The organism is Algoriphagus sp. oki45 (assembly GCF_036245605.1).
In the GTDB taxonomy this organism is placed as follows: domain Bacteria; phylum Bacteroidota; class Bacteroidia; order Cytophagales; family Cyclobacteriaceae; genus Algoriphagus.
Genome location: NZ_BTPC01000001.1, coordinates 435,218 through 453,665, shown reverse-complemented (window position 1 = coordinate 453,665; position 18,448 = coordinate 435,218). Strand labels below are relative to the sequence as shown.

Here is an 18,448-nt window from a genome sequence, read left to right as displayed (position 1 = left end):
CAATCACTAAATCCCCGTAATCTCCCTGAATTTCACACTTTGACGCTGACTCAAATCGATTTTGTGCCCTGACTTCAATACGATTAGCAAGGTACTGTTGAAATACGGCTCGATCTGTGTGACAAAATCCAGATTGAACATGTATTGCCTGTTGGCCCGGAAAAAGAGATCTTCAGGAAGCTTCTGCTCCAGGTAAGTGAGCGATTTATGCAGGAGAGGCTTCTGGTCCTCGTAAAAAACCCTGACGTAGTTTCCCACACTTTCCATCAGGAAAATCTTGGATACAGGCACAAAATGGCACGACTCTCCGTCTTTGATAAAGATCTTTTTATCAGGACTAAGCCTGTCTTTTACCTCTGCTTCTTCTTTTTTGCTTTTTTGCAAAAACCGCTGAATGGCATCATTTAACCTACTGGGATTTAATGGTTTAAGCAAATAGTCTAAAGCATTTACTTCAAATGCCTTGATCGCAAACTGATCATAGGCCGTGACAAAGATTACTTCCTTGACCTCATCCAGAGCTTCCAGAAATTCAAACCCGTTTTTGCCGGGCATATTGATGTCCAAAAAGATCAAATCAGGACGAAGCTCGTTGCATTCCCGGATCGCCTGATCGACATGGTCGGAGGCGCCAACTACCTCAAGCTGTTCAAAGGGCCTCAAAAGCGTCTTGAGCTCTTCCAAGGCTAAAAGTTCGTCATCTACTAAATAGACTGTTTTTTTCATTTGGTAATAGTATTCTAATCTTTAACCGATACTGATTTTTGCTTTTACCTTCTTTTCTCCCCAAGGAAGAATCTCAAATTCTCCCTTGTCATGAAACAAGGCTTCCAACCTTTTTTCAAGGCTCTTAAGTCCTATCCCCATATTTCCATTGAGATGCAGAGTTCCGTCATTGATGACCTCAAGCACCAGCCTTTTGTCTATCAACTTGGATTCTATACTTACTTGCCCACCCTCCGGAATCAGGGTGATTCCATGTTTGATGGCATTTTCAGCCAAGGTCAGAACCATAGCTGGAGGCACTTTCATCTCCATAGTCTCTTCCTGCATCCTCACTTGTACATCCAGCCTTTTTCCAAAGCGGATTTTTTCAAGTTCCAAGTATTTGATCACCTCATTGATTTCCTCATTAAGTGAGATCAAGGGCGCTTTTTCATAATTGAGGGTAAATCGGAGCAGTTCTGACAGTTTGATGATGGCATCTCTGGCTTTTTCCTGATCTATCAGTACCAAGGCCTTGATGCTGTTTAAGGCATTGAAAAGGAAATGAGGGTTTAATTGCGTCTTTAGTAATTCCAGTTCAGTGGACTTAGCCACATTTTGATAGGTCAGTTTCTGCTCGGCGATCTCTGCATTCTTTTTGAGAATATGATAGAGGTAATAAATGATAATCCAGACGATCACATATCGGCTCAAATTCATGAACTGCCCCATTATACCAATCCATGTTTGCTTCAAGCCCATCAGGGAAGGATCAGCAATAAGAAAAGGGATATAAATCACCGATACTAAAAGAAAGGTAATCAAGATAACATCCAGCAATGCCTTGAACCAAATGGTGGACAATCTCCGATCAAACACCCTGGGTTTGATAAAGAGTTTTTTGTAAAAATGGGACACTAACAAACCACAGAAAGATAATACGACAAACTGCTGAACGTATTCCCAGTTAAATTCACCGACGATGAAGAAAGTGTAATTGACCGTTTCGATGAAAATGATCATTCCCCATCCGGAAATCTGCAGGAGCCAGTACAGCCTGTTTTTTGCTATGTCTTTGATCCAAGGCATGAATCTAAATTCTATTTGATTGGAGTGACAGTATATCCTTGCTCTCTGAGTAGAGCTATCACCCCATTCTCTCCGCCAAGATGTCCTCCACCTACCGCAGCAAATACGGACTTATTGGACATTTCCTTTTCAAGAATCGGAATCCAAGCCTTGTTTCTGCTATCCAGAATCAAATCTCGGTATTCTACCATAAATCCATCCTCGTTCATCGCCTCAAACAAAGCCTCGATATCTTCACTCAAATAGGCATCCATGAGCTTTCGGAATTCCTCTTCAGCACTTTTCTCCTTGATCATCTTGGCCAATTCATCCAGCTGGAGTTTTTGGGGAATCTGATCAAAAATCCCCATTTGGAAGGCCACTGTCTCCAAGCCAACCAAGGGTTTGGAGGCTTCCTGAGCACGGGTGGTAAAGAAATTCTCGTAGCTCTCAATCTGCTGACAGGGAAGACTTTTGAGCAAGACCATAGAGCTGAGCACAAATGGTTTTAAAATTCCCAATTGCTGAAGTCCAGCACCGTATTTTTCCATGAGAAAAGCATCGATAACTCCTGCGTCTTCTTCACTGAGTTCTTGGCTGATATTTTTCATTTGGGGATTGATGGATAGCTGCTGCATCTGAGCCTGAAGCTGAGGATCATCCATGTCCAGCTCCAGGATGATTTGACTGCTTCGGTCAAAAGCCTCCTGAATCCGCTGATCCATCACAAACTGATCCGCACAGATGATATGAATGGTGCCGAAAAGGTAGGAATCCTGTGATAGGCCATTCCCGCTGACTTTCCAAAGAAGAGAGCTTTCCTGGGCTGCAAGCTGTGCCTTTAGGCCCAATAGAAGCAGAAATACAAAGAAAAACCTGAGTTTCATTCCGTTGTTCATGGTCGATAAAATTGATTGGTAGTCGAAAGATCAGTGAATCTAAAAAATATCCCTGCTTTCCTATCCATCAATGCAGGTTAGACGGGATAAATGAAGAAGAATTATTCTTCTAACTCCTACTCAAAAGAGGAAAATGCCAAAAATAACCGAAAAGACAGCCTTAAACCCATTTTAGGTCCTATTTCCCCAAAAAAAGCTAACTTCCAAGACTTAACCTTCAAACCCATTAACCATGAACAAACGTCGGGAATTTCTGCAAAAAACAGCCTTGGGAGCAGCCGCACTTGTCACAGCTCCAGCTTGGCTCCAAGGCGCTCCTGCCTTGATCAAATCCCTGAATAAGCCCAATTCTGTCATCAACGGAGTCCAAATCGGATGCATCACCTACTCCTTCCGATCTCTACCAGACCAAAGTGCCGAAGCCACTCTTCAATATGTGGTGGAATCGGGGATTTCCTCCATCGAACTAATGGGAGACCCGGCAGAGTCCTTTGCAGGAAAGCCTGCCTCCCCGATCAACAGAAGCCGGATGTTTCAGTTGGGAGGAAAGCAAAGACGGGGAGAAACGCTCACAGAAGACGAAGCCAAAGAGCTGAAAGAGATGCAAGCCGAAGCGGAATCTTACAACCAAAACGTAGCCCAATGGAGAGCTAATGCACCCATGGAGAAGTTTGAGCAGATCCGAAAAATGTACAAAGACGCTGGAGTGAGCATCTATGCCTTCAAGCCCAATGCTTTTGGAGCGAACAATTCAGATATGGAAGTAGCCTATGGAATGAAAGCTGCAAAGGCTCTCGGAGCTTCCCACGTGACTCTGGAGCATCCATCAGACGATGCGCAGACTCTTCGCCTTGGAAAGCTCGGAGAGCAACACGGTATGGCAGTGGGCTACCATGGTCACGAGCAGGAGACTTTTACCTTTTGGGATACAGCAATTGCCCAAAGTCCAAAAAACGGGCTGAATCTGGATGCCGGACATTATATCGCAGCAGGCCACAGCGATTTGATTCCCTTGATCGAAAAGCAGCATAAACGTATTCTCAGCATGCACACCAAGGACAGACAAACTCCTGCCAATGGGAAAGGAAACTTAGCTTGGGGCACAGGTGATACTCCTATCGGTGATATCCTTCAGCTCATGAGAAAGAATAAATACAAGTTTCCTGCGACCATCGAACTGGAATATCAGGTTCCTGAAGGTTCAGATGCAGTCAAAGAAGTGCAGAAGTGTTTGGAGTTTTGCAGAAAAGCTTTGGGCTAAAATTCATTGCATTCCATTCAAGCTGCCTTATCCAAGGCAGCTTTTTTAATGCCCTTTGGGTAATTTTTCTCCTGCCAAAACAGAAACATCCAAGCGATTAACCTTGGGAGGAATTGGGCAAGTTGCGTAAGGCGTGAAAGCACAAGGAGGATTATAGGCAAAATTGAAATCAATCACAGTTTTACCACTGCGATCCGGGTAGTCCACATAGAGGTACCTTCCCGTGGGATAGGTGCTCTTTTCATTCGTCCAATCTGAAAAAATCACAAAAAACTTCCCAAATTCATCCAATACAGTCAATTGCCGGGACTTTCCCTCTAGCTCAAACTCCAATATCCCCATCACCTTCCATTCGATTACCTGTCCCAACACATTGGGAATTTCCATGGTCTGATTGAAACTCGGACGAAAGAAAGCATTTACCCTGAAAGCTGAATCATAGTCAAAAACAGGAATAGGTTCAAAAGCTCTCAATGCAGGATGGGTTAAGTCTCTCAGCCGAAGTGCAAAATTCCCTCCCCGCTCGATGACGGTCCATTTCCAATGATCAAAAAAAGCCCCACCCCCTTTTCCATATTCCAGGGGATAGACCAAGGTCTTTTGAGATTTTGGCTTTGGAGAAGCTTTGGGGTTGAAAAAAAACCAAACTGAGTCCCCTATCCATTGGAAGTTCCCGATGTTTTTGGACGAAGGTGCAACAGCAACTACCAAGCTATCGGTACTCCATTCGTTCAAATAGGACTTCTTTTCATCGATCCAGATCAATCCGGCAAGATTCAGCCACCCATCTTCTGCCAACAGTTCGGATTCCCTTTGCTTTTTCCAAGCTTCATAAGCAGGATTCTGGGCAATAACCAAGGAAGAAAACAGTACAAAAAGGAACGTGAACAGCAGTTTTTTCATAGGAATTAGGCAAGAATATGATTCAAATCCTTCAGTCTGTCTAAGGCTTCCAAAAGCTCTGCCTCTTCTTTTGCGAAGCAAAAACGAAGGACCTGATTATCTTTTTTATCGGAATAAAAGACCGAAACAGGGATACAGGCCACCTTGAGCTCTTTGGTCATACGTGTAGCCAGTTCACGATCTGGCATCTTGGACAGATGCCCATAGTTGACTAGCTGGAAAAAACTTCCTGCGGAAGGACGAAATTGAAAGTCAGTCTGAGAAAGCCCAGAGTTGAATAAGTTTCGCTTTTTCTGGTAAAAATCAGGAATGGAAAGGTAGCGATCTGGCTTTTCCAAATACTCCGCCAAGGCATATTGCATAGGCGTGACTGTGGTGAAAGTGAGGTATTGATGGATCTTTCGAAACTCGGTAGTCATTTCAGGTGGGGCGATACAATATCCGATTTTCCAGCCTGTCACATGAAAGGTCTTTCCAAAGGAACCACAGACAAAGGTTTTTTCGCGAAGCTCTGGATGAGCTCCAAGAGAAAAGTGTTTTTTTCCGTCAAAAGTAATGTGCTCATAGACTTCATCGCTGATGATATAGATTTCCCTGTTTCTGGTGATTTGCGCCAGTTCCTGCAGATCAGTTTCATTCCAGACATATCCGCTCGGATTATGAGGAGAATTGACAAAAATAGCCCTTGTTTTATCCGTTATGGCTTTTTTTATTCTTTCCCAATCTGGAGAAAAGTCCTGCTCATTCAGAGGCACATAGATGGGCTTTGCTCCATTTAGGGTGATGGCAGGTTCGTAGCTGTCGTAAGCTGGCTCAAGGACAATCGCCTCATCTCCTTTTCTCACCACAGCTGATGCTGCCGCAAAAAGGGCCTCTGTAGCTCCAGAAACGATGGTAACTTCCCGTTCGGGATCAGGAAAATACCCCTGAGTGAGCTGGGTCTTCTCGGCCAGTTTTAGCCTGAGTGCGAGGATCCCGGCCATGGGAGGATATTGATTATAGCCCTTTAGGGTATATTTTCCTACGAGTTCCAGCAGCTCAGGATCGGCGCCAAACCCGGGAAAGCCTTGGGATAGATTAATGGCCCCTTCATCCGTGGCAAGCTTGGACATGACTGTGAAGATCGTAGTACCGATATGGGGCAGTTTGGATTCCATGGGGAAATAATTGGGCTAATCAGGCTTAAAATCAAAAGAAAAACACCCTTCCAAAATAGGAAAGATTCCATCCCAATACGCCATTTTGGCTATATTTCTAAAAATCTCAATTCCATGCCCATAGAATTTCGGAGCCCTTTGGAAAAATTTGACTTCAATCATTGGCATTACCATGTCCCTGTGCCGGATGAGATAGCTACTACCATGATGGACGAAAAACACCGTAGAGTGCTGATTTGGCTGGATGGAAACGGCCCGCATCACATGGCCCTGATGAAAGCCAAAGAGTGTTGGTATATTTTAGTCAATCAGCGACTGAGAGAAAGCTTAAAACTGGAAGAGGGAAACCAAGTCCAGGTGAAAATCGAGCGAGACCATAGCGAATTTGGGCATGAGGTACCGGAGGAATTTGAGGTTCTCCTTGCCCAAGATGAGGAGGGTGAAAAATACTTTCGGCAACTTACCCCTGGAAAGCAAAGAAGTTTGATCTATTTGGTTACCAAAGTGAAAAATCCGGAATCCCGAATGCGAAAATCACTGGCTATTCTCCATCATCTAAGGACAGCTCAAGGCAAACTGGATTTCAAGAAGCTGAATGAATGGATCAAGCACTACAATAATCTGTAATAGTCCTCTCTCAATTCAGAAAAATCACTTTTAATTCAGCTTCTTGTAGCTTTTCTTTACCTTCTGCGTTCTTGAAACAGAACCATAGACCAAAATTGAAAATTAAGAGACAAAGGACGTTCTTCCTCTGTCACTTCCAAATAAATCAGGTTTACCAAAAAATACTACCCATGAAACAGCTCCTGTATTTCCTACTTCCTTTCCTGATTATAAGCTTTTTGATTTCCTGCGATTCCAGCGGAGATGAAGACCCACTGGACGTCTTCAGGGAAATTGCATATAATTCCCTGACCGTCGCTGAAAAATCAACCCTGATGGATCAGGATTTTAGAGCTGCAGAGGTGACTGCTTGGGTGGATGGATACTACTTGGTCGTTTTCCGAACTACCGAGGATGCAACTCTAGGCCCTATTCGGGTAGTGGTAGATCCTACTCGTGGTGTAGTGGTGGAAAAATTAACCCGACCTTAAAAAAAAGAGGACCTTTTGGGTCCTCTTTCTTTTTATTCTGAGTCTTTCAGCTCTAGCTTTTCTTTCCTTGATTCCTTATTCTGCTTTTTCTTAGGTCGGCTAGCTCCGAAAGTACCTCGGCTGATTTTACCTCTTCTGGATTTAATGTCTCCTTTTCCCATAGTTTTTCAGATTTAAGTTAACAATGCACTAATTTACGAAAGCGAAAAAAGAGTCAAAAAAGCAAGCAGGTAAAATTTTATTAACCCGGATTACCCGACTATGAACATTAAAAATCCTCTGGAAATTAACTGTGACTTAGGAGAAGGTGTAGCTTGGGAAAAGGAGATTTTCCCTTGGATAGACCGGGCTAGCATTGCCTGTGGAGGACATACAGGTGATGAAAAAAGTATTTCCACCTCGCTGGCCCTTTGCAAGAAATTCGGAGTAAAGGCAGGTGCCCACCCCTCCTATCCTGACAGAGAAAATTTCGGACGAATCAGTCTTTCAATTACAGATGATGAGTTGATAGTTTCCCTGCGGAATCAAATGCAGCTTTTCTCCGAGGTGGCTCAGCAAATGCAAGTTCAAATGGAGCATATCAAGTTTCATGGTGCATTTTACAATGACGCTGCCAAAAGTCCACATCTTGCTGAATTGCTGATTACAATGATCAGAAAGGAATATCCTGATACCTGGCTTTTGGTCCCCCCCAATTCTGAACTCGCCCGAGAAGCCATCCTGCAAAAGCAGCCCACCAAACTGGAAGTATTTGCTGACAGACGATATGAGGATGATTACCGCTTACAAAGCAGAACAATAATTGGATCTCTTCTCAAAACATTTACAGAGGTAGAGTCCCAATTACTGGCTTTGTTGGAGAAAGGGGTATTGATCAGTGCAAGTGGAAAAGAACTTCCGATAAAGGCAGAAACTCTTTGTTTTCACGGAGACAATCCCGAAATTCTGGAGTTCCTTCCCCAATTGAGAACAAAGCATTGGCAATAAAAGCAGTCTATATAGAAATCACTCCTTGGATGGGAGAGCTTCATTGGGAAGAATCACCCTCTGATGAGCTATTGGCACAGCAACTGGGCATAATCCAGTGGCTGGAGCAACATGAAAAGGAACATATCGAAACGATCAGGCAAGGCTTTACTTCCATTGCCGTTCTCTGGAAAGAAGACCGCTTCCAGACTCGTTTCAAAAATCAATACATGACGACCAAGTTCAATCGGGTTCATCTTTCTGATCGAATCTGGCAGATCCCAGTTTGCTATGAACCTGAATACGGAAAAGATTTAGGTAGCTTGGCCGTAGAAAAAAGACTGTCCCTGAACTCGCTGATCAAACTCCACTCAGAAAATCGATACAGAATCCACTTTTTCGGCTTTCTGCCTGGTTTTATGTACCTCAACGGTCTACCTGATCTGCTGCATACACCAAGAAAACCCTTCCCAGACCGCACCGTTGACCCGGGTTCCGTGGCAATCGGAGGAGCCCAAACGGGCATTTATCCCAGAGAGAGTCCCGGGGGATGGCATACCATAGGCCGATCACCCGTAATTTTGTTTAATATAGAAAAGGATCCTCCTGTTTGGGCTCAGGCAGGAGAAAGCCTGGAATTTGTCCCCATCGATGGGGATGAGATGAGTAAATTGCTTAAAAACCCTCCCAGCCCCTATTTAAAATGAGTAAAAGCCTATCCACAGCCCATATCTTAAAAACAGGTCCAGGAACGAGCGTTCAGGATTTGGGCAGGATGGATTATGGAAAATACGGAATACCTATTTCTGGCTGCATGGATGCCAAATCGGCTCATTGGGTCAATCTCCAACTCAATAATCCCAGCGATGCGGCAGTATTGGAAATCAGTCAACCCGGACTGGTCATCAGCTTCAGTGCCCCCACTTTTATATCCATTGCCGGCGCACAGAGTCTGGTGAGGGTAAACGAAAAAGAAGTAACCAATCCCAGCTTTATTGCCATCAAATCCAAAGATCAACTGGAGATCGGACAATTTATAACCGGAGCAAGACTTTATCTGGGGATAAAATATGGTTTCAAAACCCAGCTTGAACTGGGGTCAAGAAGTTTTTACAAGGAAATAACTCCCTTGTCCTTTTTTAGCAAGGAAGGAAAAATCAGCTACTGGGATGAACCCTCATCCTCTGGTATTCTGCACTCCAAAGCCAAGTGGGATCACACTTGGTATGAAACCGAGGACTTGGAAGTCTATACCGGTCCAGACTGGAAGCTGCTGGATAATGAAACAAGGAGCTACCTATTGGAGCATGGTTTTCATATCTCACCCCTGACCAATCGGATGGGAGCCCAACTTCTAGAAACAATTGAAAATACTCTTCCGGAATTACCCACCAATCCGGTATTTCCAGGAACAGTACAACTGACCTCAGGTGGGAAAATAATTATTCTAGGTCAAGACGCTCAGGTCACAGGGGGATATCCGAGAATTTTCCAGCTTACTGATCTGGCTATGAGCATTTTGGCACAAAAAAAACCGGGCCAAGTGGTCCGGTTTTCCAAGGTTAATACTTAGTAGTTTTAACATCTGAATAGCTAAAGATTTTGATCCAATATCCACAGTGATGATAAATCCTTTTTTTTCTAAATTCTAATTTGCTTTTCCTGACCCACTGCCCTGAGTTGCACTACCAATTTTCTTGGCTTCAGCCCATCTGCTCCAAAACAACCACATCTCAAATTCAAATCTTCTCCTATTGAGCTGAACAGCCGCCCAGTCCATATCTCCGGAAGCATCGTATTTTTCATTGATCAGACCAAAAACTGAGCCTCCCACTCCAAAAGCCAGAAATGTTCCTACGGACTCAGTCATATCCACGCCGTATCTCCTTCCAACACTCTGAATTGGTATCCATTTACTGTGATCCTTATCTGCATTTGGAGAAGGAAGATCTGCGATTTTTTGTACTGCGGGTAGCAAAAGAGCAATTGCGACAGGATCTAAGCCTGTATTGGATTTCAATTCATTCAAGGCGGCTTGAGTAGGATTGGGCTGTCCACCATATCTTTTTAATACGGGCAAAAAATCCACCATTTCCTCCAACTGAGGCGGTCTGACAGGTGGAACACTATCGCACCAAGATCCTTTTCCTTTGCAGTCATCTCCTGATTGGGTAGAAGGGTTGCCCACGATTTTGAAAATCGGATAGGTTTTGCTTTCTGTGGATTCTCCATCTATATCTTCGATTTTCAAATATCCAGCCATGGACGCCAAGGCTTCTTCTTCATCGTTGAATTTGGCTGCCAAAATATTATATTCAACTTCGTGCTCATCGGCAGCCAATGCCTGATGATTTCTTCTGGACAATGGACTCAAGAACTTCCCGTAATTAAAAATATTGGAATCGAATACTTTCAGGGATTCTTTGATCATTTCTTCCACAAATTGATCATCGGACCTTGTGCTTTCGTAAGCACGGTTTACTTTTTCCAAAGGCAGGTTGGAAGGAAGCAGGTAATAGGTATTTTCAGTCATTCGGTAGAACCTCTCCGCTTTTTCTACTTTCCAAGTCGTCTCCACATTCCCTTTTTTCCTTAGGTTTTCTTCTCCTGTAGCCAATTCCTCAGATTCCAGAAGCGCTTGGTTTTCCTCCAAAAGAACCTCATCCTGCTGCAGTGAATCGCACGATACCTGGATCAACATAGCCCCGATTCCGATGGTTAAAAGATACTTTTTCATTTTGCTATAAAGTTTGATTGGTTTCTTGTGATAAAGGGTACTTCCCTTCGAACGACTCAAACTTAAATGCTATAATTCATTGATTTTGAAGGGTATTTATATATCGATGACTTGATTTGATGAATAAATCTTTTCAATTGACAGGCTAAAAAATGGCCCCATAATCACATTTGGAACCCCGATTTGTAATTAATCAATTCAAAAAAAGAATCGGTCAATTCAAACAGACGATTGATCAATTATAAGAAAACCTCTGAGCTGAGATTGGTGCTCTATTCCGCAGTTAAATCCCATGCTTTTGCTTTATAAGCTAAATACCAAAGGATTTTTGGAGATTAATAAGGGGAACTATCCTGATGAAATGACCAGAAAAAAGCGGAAGCTGATTGAAAGGTGAAAAATCAATTTCCATGAGTAATTCTCAATCGCATTCCCTGCCCCCCAAATCCTGAAGTCTGAGTGATGGAAATCGGGACTGCATTTGAGTCAATCGTTCCGGAAAAATGGTGGCTGTCTCCAAGTTGATTAATTTGGACGCTTGGAGCATTCAGCAGTGGAGTTGTGGAATTTATCAAAACCAGCTCCAGATAATTTTCATTTCCTTTTTGAAACAGGCTCACCGTTTGACTATAAGCTTCCAGATTTTTCAGAGTTATAGTTTGATAATTGTAATCCCCGATTTGAGCTGATTGGACTGTATTTTTCCTGCCGTTAATTATCAAAAGGGACTGATTTAAATTACCTGATTGAAGGTGGTCCAGCTCATTTTGAATTCCCGACTGGATTATAAAAGTTTGATTGGTGAAGCCTATTTGCTGAAGGTGGAGGAGGTTTTCACCTTGCTGAAGGATTTGGGATTGATTTTGATCTTGGATCTGCACTATCCTAGCTTCACTTGCTCCAGAAGGAGTTTTGCTTGTATACTCTTCTTTGAAAGCCACCCTATCTTCGTAGAAAATCCGTCGGGCTTGCGGATAAACTGACCCATGACAAAGTAAGACACTTAAGAATAGAAATAAAGTAAGGATCCGTGGCATAAGAGGGTATAAAAAAAGCCCCTGATCCTTCGAATAAAATCAGGGGCTATCTCAGAAAATTAATTTTGCGTCACAAGGGAAATGTTTCCGTTTCCATTGATCATTTGGTTAGAAACGTGACCATTCCCTGTCTGATTGAGGATGGTCTGATTTCCATTTCCAAATATGGTCACTAATCCCTGATTTAAATTTCCTTCCTGCATGATCGCCGAGGTATTGTCATTTCCTTTTTGAACCAGGTCAAAAAGATTGAAATTTCCCAACTGCTTTATCGATGTAGCGCGGTTTCTGTCACCATCCTGCGCAATGTAGCTTTGGTTAAACTCTCCCAGTTGCCAAGTTTTAGCTTGATTTTCATTTCCAACCTGTAAAATTGAAGAAACATTATCTGAGGGGCCCATCTGGATCACCTCCCCATTGTTTTGATTTCCTCTTTGCTCGATTCTGAGTATATGTGAAGAAGAAGCCTGACTCCCTTTTGCTATGTTTCTATTACCTTCCTGAAGGACATATCCTGAGTTCCCACCTTCATAGGAGGTCAGATTAGCGAAGTTTTCTCTACCCTTTTGGATGATTTCATGGTAGCTTTGGTCCATTCCTGATGGATCGGTCTGGGTTTGTGAGATGGAGGCATTGTTTAGAGAGCCTAGTTGCTGAATGTAGGCCTCCGCATTATTTGAAAGCTGATTGCCGTCTCCAAAACCACCCTGCTGTACTACGCCGAGGTTTTTTGAACCCGTTTGAAAAATAGTGGAAGTATTGAGATCTCCCAGTTGATTGACTACCGTACTGTTTTCCGTTCCGGATTGAAAGGTGGTAGATGTGTTTTGAGCGAATACAGCTGAAGCTGAAAGAACCATTGCTCCGAAAATTAAAATTGACTTTTTCATGTTGTTATTTAGTTTGATTGGTTTCGTGTGGTGAAGGGAACTTCCCTTCGGACGATTCAAACTTAGACCGAACACCCTTCGCAATTTTTGCCGGTTTTATCCATCCCCGTTGAGGATTGACTAATGCAGACTTTAGATTGAAAGAAAGGTAAATCAGCCTCATAATCGAAAGTAATCCCTCAAAACCCGGATTCATCTATTCAAAACCCCGATTGGTAAATCCAAATCCTGACTTCATCAATAGCTCGACGTTAGCCTTTGAAAATGGCAGTACTTTGTAAAGCTTAGTCCTTAGGCTGACTACCGAATCCGATCTTCATTGCTTAACTTATCCCATTCTTGAATCCAGCCGACGTGCATATTATCACTCCCAAAGAACTGGAAGAAATCCTGCTTCATTTCTCCCAATCCATGACCGAGATCGATTCGGAAGAGGATTTATTGTGGGATTTGGTGGGTAACTGCATTTCCAAACTGAACTTTGAAGATGCTGTGGTTTACCTCTTGGATGAATCAGGTCAATATTTGGAGCAAAAAGCCGCCTTAGGCCCCAAGTCCAGTGGAAATAGGGAAATCATCCAAGCCATACGGGTTCCGGTAGGAAAAGGAGTCACAGGAAAGGTAGTTAATACAGGCCTTCCCCTACTGATCCAGGACACGAGGCAATTTCCCGACTACATTCCCGATGATCAGTACCGCCTCTCCGAGGTAGCCGTCCCGATACTTTTGGAAGGAAAAGTCATCGGAGTGATAGACAGCGAAAACTCACAGGCTGGATATTTCACGGAGCAGCACGTACGGATTCTCAATGCAGTAGCCTCGATTTATTCAGGACAGATAGCAAGAATCCGGGCAGAAAAACATCTTCAGGAAAAACAAGATAAGCTTCTGGAGCTGCAAAAGAGAAATTACCAGTTTCAGCTGGAGGCACTTTCAGCTCAACTTAGCCCCCATTTTGTGTTCAATTCCCTGAATTCGATACAGAACCAGATCTTCAGAGACGACAAAGAGAGCTCTCTTCGCTTTTTGAGCATTTTTGCGAAGCTCCTGAGGTACTTTCTTTCCCAGCTCCATCTCGAGAAAGCAGCCCTTAAGGAGGAGGTACAGATGCTCACCTGGTACATGCAGCTCCAAAAACTGAGATACGGAGATAGTCTGCATTTTGAAATCAAGGCAGAAGAAAGACTTTCAATCGATCGGGTCAAAATCCCTTCCATGGTGATCCAAAATCTATTGGAAAACCTTCTCGAAGAACAAATCCAATCCGCCAATGGGGCTATTTCGCTTCTGGTCACCTTTGAAAAAACCCAAAATGGGGTCTCTATGCAAGCTTGGATCAATCAGTCCGATAAAAAAGAAACTGTGGAGAAAAGAAAGACTGGAAATCAGCCTACCCGAACTTGGGAGGACTTTGTCCTATTGATGAATGAAATCAAGCCCTTTCATATCCAATACGAAACCGGTGAAAAGCCCTGTCCACAAAGTCAAAAACCCTGTAAATACGTCACCTTGATCCTTCCTATCCTCGATGAATAAGCACTGCCTCTTCTTCCTTTGCTGGATTTTTATTAGCCTTTCACATTTGGGTCTTTCCAGGCAAATGGAAGAGGGATATTATTTTCAATTGCCCCTCAAACCTGAAATCTGGATGGAAGACTCTCCCAATACCATTCAGGATATCCTTCAAAAAAATCAGGAAGGTCTTTTTCTTAATCTACCCTCTGTGGGAATTGCTCAGAAAGGAAAAAGCTATTGGTTCAAACTGGATTTTTCTTCTTACCTCCATCTTTTGGCCGAATCTGACACCATGTACATTTATCCGGGAAATCTGGATGTTTCCTGGTTGTTTTATGCCCCCAATGGATCGATTGACTCTTTGAATATCACCCGATTGGTTCCCAATGATCTGAAGAGAGCCAGTCTTCATTCATTGGAATATGTAAAAGTGTCCTCCAAGGATTTTTTCGAAGGAAATTACCTTTTGATTCGCGCTGAATTTCACCGGGCTTCTCCTGACCTGGATGTTCGGACCATCCGCTTTTCCGACTCCCGCTCCCATGAGATTTTTTCTCAGTTCATCAGCGAATCCTCCTTCAAAAGCCAGGTTTTGGCCTTTTTCTTTCTGGGGATCGCTGCTGTATTGATGATCTTTAATTTGATTCTATTCTTCAACATGCGGGAAAAGCAATACATCTACTATGGTGCATTCTTGCTATTTCAACTCATCTACTATTCTCAAATCAGTCCCTATTTGGCCACCAGTTTCGGCTACAACACCCTCTACTTATATTTTTGGTTGACTACCGTGTCCCAACTCCTAATCAATCTCTCCTACTTGCTGTTTATCCGGCACTTTTTGGAATTCCCCAGACTGATGCCTGGATTTGACCGGATTGTACTGGGAATTGCAGGATTGCTTATCCTTTTGGTTTTAGTCAATTCCGGCTTGATATTCTTGAAACCCTACAGCTTGCTTCAAGCCTATCTGATGGATTTTCAGCGCTACTTCATGGCTGCATTCGCCTTCTTTGGGGTGGGCTATCTGTTTTTCTACTATCCCAACCGGCTAAAGTACTTCGTGATTTCTGCCACCTTGATATTCACCACAGGCGCCTTGATGACCATGTTTTTATTGGACTTGGACTACATGGTTGCCGGCTCCTCTATCGAAAGCATCATTTTTGCCCTTGGGCTTTCCTACAAAATTAAGGTAATCAGTCAGGAAAAGCGGAAGGTGGAAAATGAGGCTTTTCAGACCAAATTAGGAGCCCTTCGTGCCCAAATCAACCCCCATTTTATTTTCAATAGTCTAAGCTCTATTCAGCATCTGATCAGCAGCGGACAGAAAGAAGCTGCCCTGTCCTACCTGAGCAAATTCAGCAAGTTTGTCCGTCAGGTCTTGGAAAACTCCATCGATGTCCATGTGACCTTGGACAAGGAAATCGAGCTGCTAAAAGTCTACCTCGACCTCGAATCCCTCCGATTTGACCACGCATTCAGCTACAAAATCGAGACTCCAGCCCATTTTGATCTTAGCTTTTTCGAAGTACCCATGCTGATCGTGCAGCCATTTGTGGAAAATGCCATCAAACATGGACTGATGGCCAAGCTGGAGGGAGAGCGAAAACTGATCGTGCGCTTTATCGAAGAACCAAACCACATCCGCTGTGAAATAGAAGACAACGGAATAGGGAGAAAAGCCGCCGCTGCTCTCAAAAAAGCCGATTATCGACCTTCCAGAGGGATGGCCTTGACCGAAGAAAGGCTTCGGCTGATCAACCGGGAGAAAAAAGAAACGCAGATTCAGATCGATGACCTGCCAGTAGGCACTCGTATCACCATTAAATTTCCCAAGCCATGAACTATCCGCTTAAAGCCATCATCGTAGAAGATGAATTTCACAGCAGGGAGACTCTAAAAGGGTTTCTGAGAAGCTACTGTCCGGAAGTACAGCTCATCGAAGAAGCCAGTCAGGTGGAAGATGCAGTCAGCAAAATCTCAACTTTACGGCCGGAGTTGGTCTTTTTGGATATCGAACTTCAGACAGGAACTGGATTTGACGTTCTACAGCGGGTCATTCATCTGGATTTTCACTTGATTTTTACCACTGCATTTGAGCACTATGCAATCAAAGCCATCAAATTCAGCTCCATCGATTACCTGCTCAAGCCTATTGACATGGAAGAACTGCAAGCCGCAGTACAGAAAGCAATCCAACTCAGGGCGCAAGAAAACCGCCAAAAACTCCTGGAAAACCTACTCAGCAATCTCCAAACCCCGGCTCCTGAAAATCATAAAATTTCCCTTTCCACTGCAGAAGGCGTAGAATTCATCCCAACCCGAGAAATTCTCTTTTGCGAAGCCAATGGGGCCTACACCAGTTTTTTTCTGGAAGATGGACGAAAGCTTCTGGTCAGCAAAAACCTAAAGGAGTACGAAAATATTCTCCAAAGCCATGGCTTCATGAGAGTCCATAATAGTTTTTTGATCAATCTGGACAAAGTCAAAAAGTATGTGCGATCCGAGGGCGGATACATTCTGATGAGCAATGAACGGCAGGTGAGCCTTTCTCCTTCCAAAAAAGATGAATTTTTGAAGCGGATGGGATATTGAAGAGTTTCCACTTAATTTTTGATACAAAAAGCAGGAGATTTCTTGAGCTTGGACTCCAAGTCCACTATCTTAAGCGGAAACTTTTCAAACCCATACAACCATGGATATCACCTTAACCCAAAAGATCCTTGCTCAGGGAATGGACCCTGAAATAGTCGCCCAGCAAATTGACAATTTCAAAAATGGCTTCCCTTTTCTCAAAATTCACGCTCCAGCCACTCCAGGCCATGGGATTAAAGTACTCAGTGATCAGGAATTAAAGCATTACACAGAAACCTATCCTGCCCAGGCAGCCAAAAAGGAAATCGTCAAGTTTGTCCCCGCATCCGGGGCGGCTTCGAGGATGTTTAAAGACCTTTTTTCCTTTTTGGACGGAGATGGAGATCTGGAAAAAAGCGCCTTTACCAAGAAATTCATTGAAAACATCCGAAAATTTGCCTTTGCCGAAGAACTGGATGAAGCACTCAAAACCAAAGGAAACACCCTTCAGGAATGCCTAGATGCAGGTATGTACAGGGCTATCGTGGCAGCACTTCTGCTTCATGAAGGGCTCGACTATGGAAGTCTGCCCAAAGGCCTTCTAAGATTTCATCGCTATCCTTCCGAAAACCGTACTCCTGCCCATGAGCATCTCATCGAGGGGGTTCAATATGCCGTAGGAAGAGGAAAAAAGGTCAAAATCCACTTTACGGTTTCTCCCGAGCACGAAACCAAATTCAAAGCGGAAATTGCCAAAGTCTTGCCTGCCATCAAGGCAAGCTCAGGTTTGGAGTTTGAAGTGAGTTACTCCCAACAGAAAAAAACAACCGATACCATTGCGGTGAATATGGACAACACGGCCTTTTTGGAGGACGATGGCAGTCTCCTTTTCCGACCTGCAGGTCATGGGGCTCTTCTGGAAAATCTCAATGACATCAAGGCTGACCTGATTTTCATCAAAAACATTGACAACGTAGTACCTGACCGACTGAAAGAACCAACCAAAACCTATAAAATGGCCATCGCGGGATTGCTTTTGGAGGTGCAGGAAAGAATCTTTGATGCTTTGAGAGCAATGGAAAAAGGCGTCAATCACGAGTCTTTGGCGATGGCAATAAAGGTCTACAATGAGGATTTGGGCGGGCAAGTCCCTCCTTCCGTTTCCTCAGAAAATATGCATGAACTTGCCGAGTATTTGAAAGACAAGCTCAATCGTCCAATCCGGGTCTGTGGAATGGTAAAAAATACCGGAGAACCAGGAGGAGGACCTTTCTGGATCGAGGAAAAAGACGGTTCCTACAGCCTCCAAATTCTCGAAACCGCACAAATCGACCTCAATGACCCTCAGTCAAAAGCTCATATGATGGCTTCCACCCACTTCAATCCGGTGGATCTGGTCTGCGGTACCCGGGATTATCATGGACGGGAATTCGATTTGCTGAAGTTTAGAGATATGCAAACCGGTTTTATCACCGAAAAATCCAAAAGCGGACGGGAGTTAAAAGCTTTGGAACTGCCCGGGCTTTGGAACGGGGCCATGGCAGGTTGGAATACCCTCTTTGTGGAAGTGCCCCTGATTACCTTCAATCCGGTCAAAACTGTAAATGACCTGTTGAGAGAAGAGCATCAGGGTTAA

The 18,448-nt window shown here is 43.7% G+C and carries 19 protein-coding genes; 10 read left to right on the top strand and 9 right to left on the bottom strand.

Features of this window, described 5'->3' with window-relative positions; translation table 11 throughout:
* Window positions 1–6 precede the first annotated feature (6 nt).
* Genes AAA942_RS01965 through AAA942_RS01955 form a run of 3 tightly spaced genes read right to left on the bottom strand, consistent with a single transcriptional unit; the run spans window position 7 to window position 2,672 of the window.
* Window positions 7–726, bottom strand: coding sequence for a LytR/AlgR family response regulator transcription factor (locus tag AAA942_RS01965; protein ID WP_338218547.1), 720 nt, complete (start codon window positions 724–726; stop codon window positions 7–9).
* Window positions 727–747: 21 nt separating this feature from the next.
* Window positions 748–1,794, bottom strand: a complete 1,047-nt coding sequence (locus AAA942_RS01960; RefSeq protein WP_338218546.1) for a sensor histidine kinase — start codon at window positions 1,792–1,794, stop codon at window positions 748–750.
* Between the two features lie 11 nt (window positions 1,795–1,805).
* Window positions 1,806–2,672: a TraB/GumN family protein gene (locus AAA942_RS01955; RefSeq protein WP_338218545.1), complete on the bottom strand. Its 867-nt coding sequence runs from the start codon at window positions 2,670–2,672 to the stop codon at window positions 1,806–1,808.
* Window positions 2,673–2,904: 232 nt separating this feature from the next.
* Between AAA942_RS01955 and AAA942_RS01950 the strand changes: the two genes are divergently transcribed.
* Complete coding sequence (locus AAA942_RS01950) at window positions 2,905–3,933, top strand: sugar phosphate isomerase/epimerase family protein (RefSeq protein ID WP_338218544.1); 1,029 nt, start codon at window positions 2,905–2,907, stop codon at window positions 3,931–3,933.
* A 45-nt stretch (window positions 3,934–3,978) separates the two neighbouring features.
* On the opposite strand, the gene AAA942_RS01945 is transcribed toward AAA942_RS01950, so the two are convergent.
* A complete protein-coding gene (locus tag AAA942_RS01945; protein WP_338218543.1) occupies window positions 3,979–4,836 on the bottom strand; it encodes a DUF1684 domain-containing protein in 858 nt (285 codons plus the stop codon).
* A gap of 5 nt (window positions 4,837–4,841) precedes the next feature.
* The gene (locus tag AAA942_RS01940) at window positions 4,842–5,993 is read right to left on the bottom strand and encodes a methionine aminotransferase (RefSeq protein ID WP_338218542.1); all 1,152 of its coding nucleotides are present in this window, start codon (window positions 5,991–5,993) and stop codon (window positions 4,842–4,844) included.
* A gap of 114 nt (window positions 5,994–6,107) precedes the next feature.
* On the opposite strand from AAA942_RS01940, the gene AAA942_RS01935 reads away from it, so the two are divergent.
* Both AAA942_RS01935 and AAA942_RS01930 read left to right on the top strand, forming a co-directional pair.
* On the top strand, window positions 6,108–6,620 hold the full coding sequence (locus tag AAA942_RS01935) for a YdeI/OmpD-associated family protein (protein WP_338218541.1): 513 nt from the start codon (window positions 6,108–6,110) through the stop codon (window positions 6,618–6,620).
* Window positions 6,621–6,790: 170 nt separating this feature from the next.
* Window positions 6,791–7,090 carry a hypothetical protein gene (locus AAA942_RS01930; protein ID WP_338218540.1) on the top strand — a complete coding sequence of 100 codons (300 nt, stop codon included), beginning with the start codon at window positions 6,791–6,793 and terminating at the stop codon, window positions 7,088–7,090.
* A gap of 32 nt (window positions 7,091–7,122) precedes the next feature.
* Here the strand turns inward: AAA942_RS01930 and AAA942_RS01925 are convergent, their stop codons facing one another.
* Window positions 7,123–7,251, bottom strand: coding sequence for a 30S ribosomal protein THX (locus tag AAA942_RS01925; RefSeq protein ID WP_338218539.1), 129 nt, complete (start codon window positions 7,249–7,251; stop codon window positions 7,123–7,125).
* 100 nt (window positions 7,252–7,351) lie between these two features.
* On the opposite strand from AAA942_RS01925, the gene AAA942_RS01920 reads away from it, so the two are divergent.
* Genes AAA942_RS01920 through AAA942_RS01910 form a run of 3 tightly spaced genes read left to right on the top strand, consistent with a single transcriptional unit; the run spans window position 7,352 to window position 9,629 of the window.
* The gene (locus tag AAA942_RS01920; protein ID WP_338218538.1) at window positions 7,352–8,077 is read left to right on the top strand and encodes a LamB/YcsF family protein; all 726 of its coding nucleotides are present in this window, start codon (window positions 7,352–7,354) and stop codon (window positions 8,075–8,077) included.
* Complete coding sequence (locus tag AAA942_RS01915) at window positions 8,068–8,763, top strand: 5-oxoprolinase subunit B family protein (protein WP_338218537.1); 696 nt, start codon at window positions 8,068–8,070, stop codon at window positions 8,761–8,763. Before AAA942_RS01920 ends, AAA942_RS01915 begins: the two co-directional genes overlap by 10 nt.
* Window positions 8,760–9,629, top strand: coding sequence for a 5-oxoprolinase subunit C family protein (locus AAA942_RS01910; protein ID WP_338218536.1), 870 nt, complete (start codon window positions 8,760–8,762; stop codon window positions 9,627–9,629). The genes AAA942_RS01915 and AAA942_RS01910 overlap by 4 nt, the downstream gene beginning before the upstream one ends.
* 75 nt (window positions 9,630–9,704) lie before the next feature.
* Here the strand turns inward: AAA942_RS01910 and AAA942_RS01905 are convergent, their stop codons facing one another.
* The 3 genes from AAA942_RS01905 to AAA942_RS01895 all read right to left on the bottom strand — a co-directional run bounded on the left by AAA942_RS01905 (window position 9,705) and on the right by AAA942_RS01895 (window position 12,720).
* On the bottom strand, window positions 9,705–10,793 hold the full coding sequence (locus AAA942_RS01905) for a hypothetical protein (RefSeq protein WP_338218535.1): 1,089 nt from the start codon (window positions 10,791–10,793) through the stop codon (window positions 9,705–9,707).
* Window positions 10,794–11,194: 401 nt separating this feature from the next.
* Entirely contained in the window at window positions 11,195–11,830 is a 636-nt protein-coding gene (locus AAA942_RS01900; protein WP_338218534.1) for a hypothetical protein, read from the bottom strand.
* Window positions 11,831–11,889: 59 nt separating this feature from the next.
* Complete coding sequence (locus AAA942_RS01895) at window positions 11,890–12,720, bottom strand: hypothetical protein (RefSeq protein WP_338218533.1); 831 nt, start codon at window positions 12,718–12,720, stop codon at window positions 11,890–11,892.
* Window positions 12,721–13,059: 339 nt separating this feature from the next.
* On the opposite strand from AAA942_RS01895, the gene AAA942_RS01890 reads away from it, so the two are divergent.
* The 4 genes from AAA942_RS01890 (at window position 13,060) to AAA942_RS01875 (ending at window position 18,448) form a co-directional block, all read left to right on the top strand.
* Complete coding sequence (locus AAA942_RS01890) at window positions 13,060–14,256, top strand: histidine kinase (protein WP_338218532.1); 1,197 nt, start codon at window positions 13,060–13,062, stop codon at window positions 14,254–14,256.
* A 112-nt stretch (window positions 14,257–14,368) separates the two neighbouring features.
* Window positions 14,369–16,081, top strand: coding sequence for a sensor histidine kinase (locus tag AAA942_RS01885; RefSeq protein WP_338218531.1), 1,713 nt, complete (start codon window positions 14,369–14,371; stop codon window positions 16,079–16,081).
* Window positions 16,078–16,833, top strand: coding sequence for a LytR/AlgR family response regulator transcription factor (locus tag AAA942_RS01880; RefSeq protein ID WP_338218530.1), 756 nt, complete (start codon window positions 16,078–16,080; stop codon window positions 16,831–16,833). The genes AAA942_RS01885 and AAA942_RS01880 overlap by 4 nt, the downstream gene beginning before the upstream one ends.
* 100 nt (window positions 16,834–16,933) lie before the next feature.
* Window positions 16,934–18,448: a DUF4301 family protein gene (locus tag AAA942_RS01875; RefSeq protein WP_338218529.1), complete on the top strand. Its 1,515-nt coding sequence runs from the start codon at window positions 16,934–16,936 to the stop codon at window positions 18,446–18,448.

Coding starts and splice junctions, on each gene's coding strand:
- AAA942_RS01965 (WP_338218547.1), bottom strand. CDS start 726: ATGAAAAAAACAGTCTATTTAGTAGATGACGAACTTTTAGCCTTGGAA.
- AAA942_RS01960 (WP_338218546.1), bottom strand. CDS start 1,794: ATGCCTTGGATCAAAGACATAGCAAAAAACAGGCTGTACTGGCTCCTG.
- AAA942_RS01955 (WP_338218545.1), bottom strand. CDS start 2,672: ATGAACAACGGAATGAAACTCAGGTTTTTCTTTGTATTTCTGCTTCTA.
- AAA942_RS01950 (WP_338218544.1), top strand. CDS start 2,905: ATGAACAAACGTCGGGAATTTCTGCAAAAAACAGCCTTGGGAGCAGCC.
- AAA942_RS01945 (WP_338218543.1), bottom strand. CDS start 4,836: ATGAAAAAACTGCTGTTCACGTTCCTTTTTGTACTGTTTTCTTCCTTG.
- AAA942_RS01940 (WP_338218542.1), bottom strand. CDS start 5,993: ATGGAATCCAAACTGCCCCATATCGGTACTACGATCTTCACAGTCATG.
- AAA942_RS01935 (WP_338218541.1), top strand. CDS start 6,108: ATGCCCATAGAATTTCGGAGCCCTTTGGAAAAATTTGACTTCAATCAT.
- AAA942_RS01930 (WP_338218540.1), top strand. CDS start 6,791: ATGAAACAGCTCCTGTATTTCCTACTTCCTTTCCTGATTATAAGCTTT.
- AAA942_RS01925 (WP_338218539.1), bottom strand. CDS start 7,251: ATGGGAAAAGGAGACATTAAATCCAGAAGAGGTAAAATCAGCCGAGGT.
- AAA942_RS01920 (WP_338218538.1), top strand. CDS start 7,352: ATGAACATTAAAAATCCTCTGGAAATTAACTGTGACTTAGGAGAAGGT.
- AAA942_RS01910 (WP_338218536.1), top strand. CDS start 8,760: ATGAGTAAAAGCCTATCCACAGCCCATATCTTAAAAACAGGTCCAGGA.
- AAA942_RS01905 (WP_338218535.1), bottom strand. CDS start 10,793: ATGAAAAAGTATCTTTTAACCATCGGAATCGGGGCTATGTTGATCCAG.
- AAA942_RS01900 (WP_338218534.1), bottom strand. CDS start 11,830: ATGCCACGGATCCTTACTTTATTTCTATTCTTAAGTGTCTTACTTTGT.
- AAA942_RS01895 (WP_338218533.1), bottom strand. CDS start 12,720: ATGAAAAAGTCAATTTTAATTTTCGGAGCAATGGTTCTTTCAGCTTCA.
- AAA942_RS01885 (WP_338218531.1), top strand. CDS start 14,369: ATGGAAGACTCTCCCAATACCATTCAGGATATCCTTCAAAAAAATCAG.
- AAA942_RS01880 (WP_338218530.1), top strand. CDS start 16,078: ATGAACTATCCGCTTAAAGCCATCATCGTAGAAGATGAATTTCACAGC.
- AAA942_RS01875 (WP_338218529.1), top strand. CDS start 16,934: ATGGATATCACCTTAACCCAAAAGATCCTTGCTCAGGGAATGGACCCT.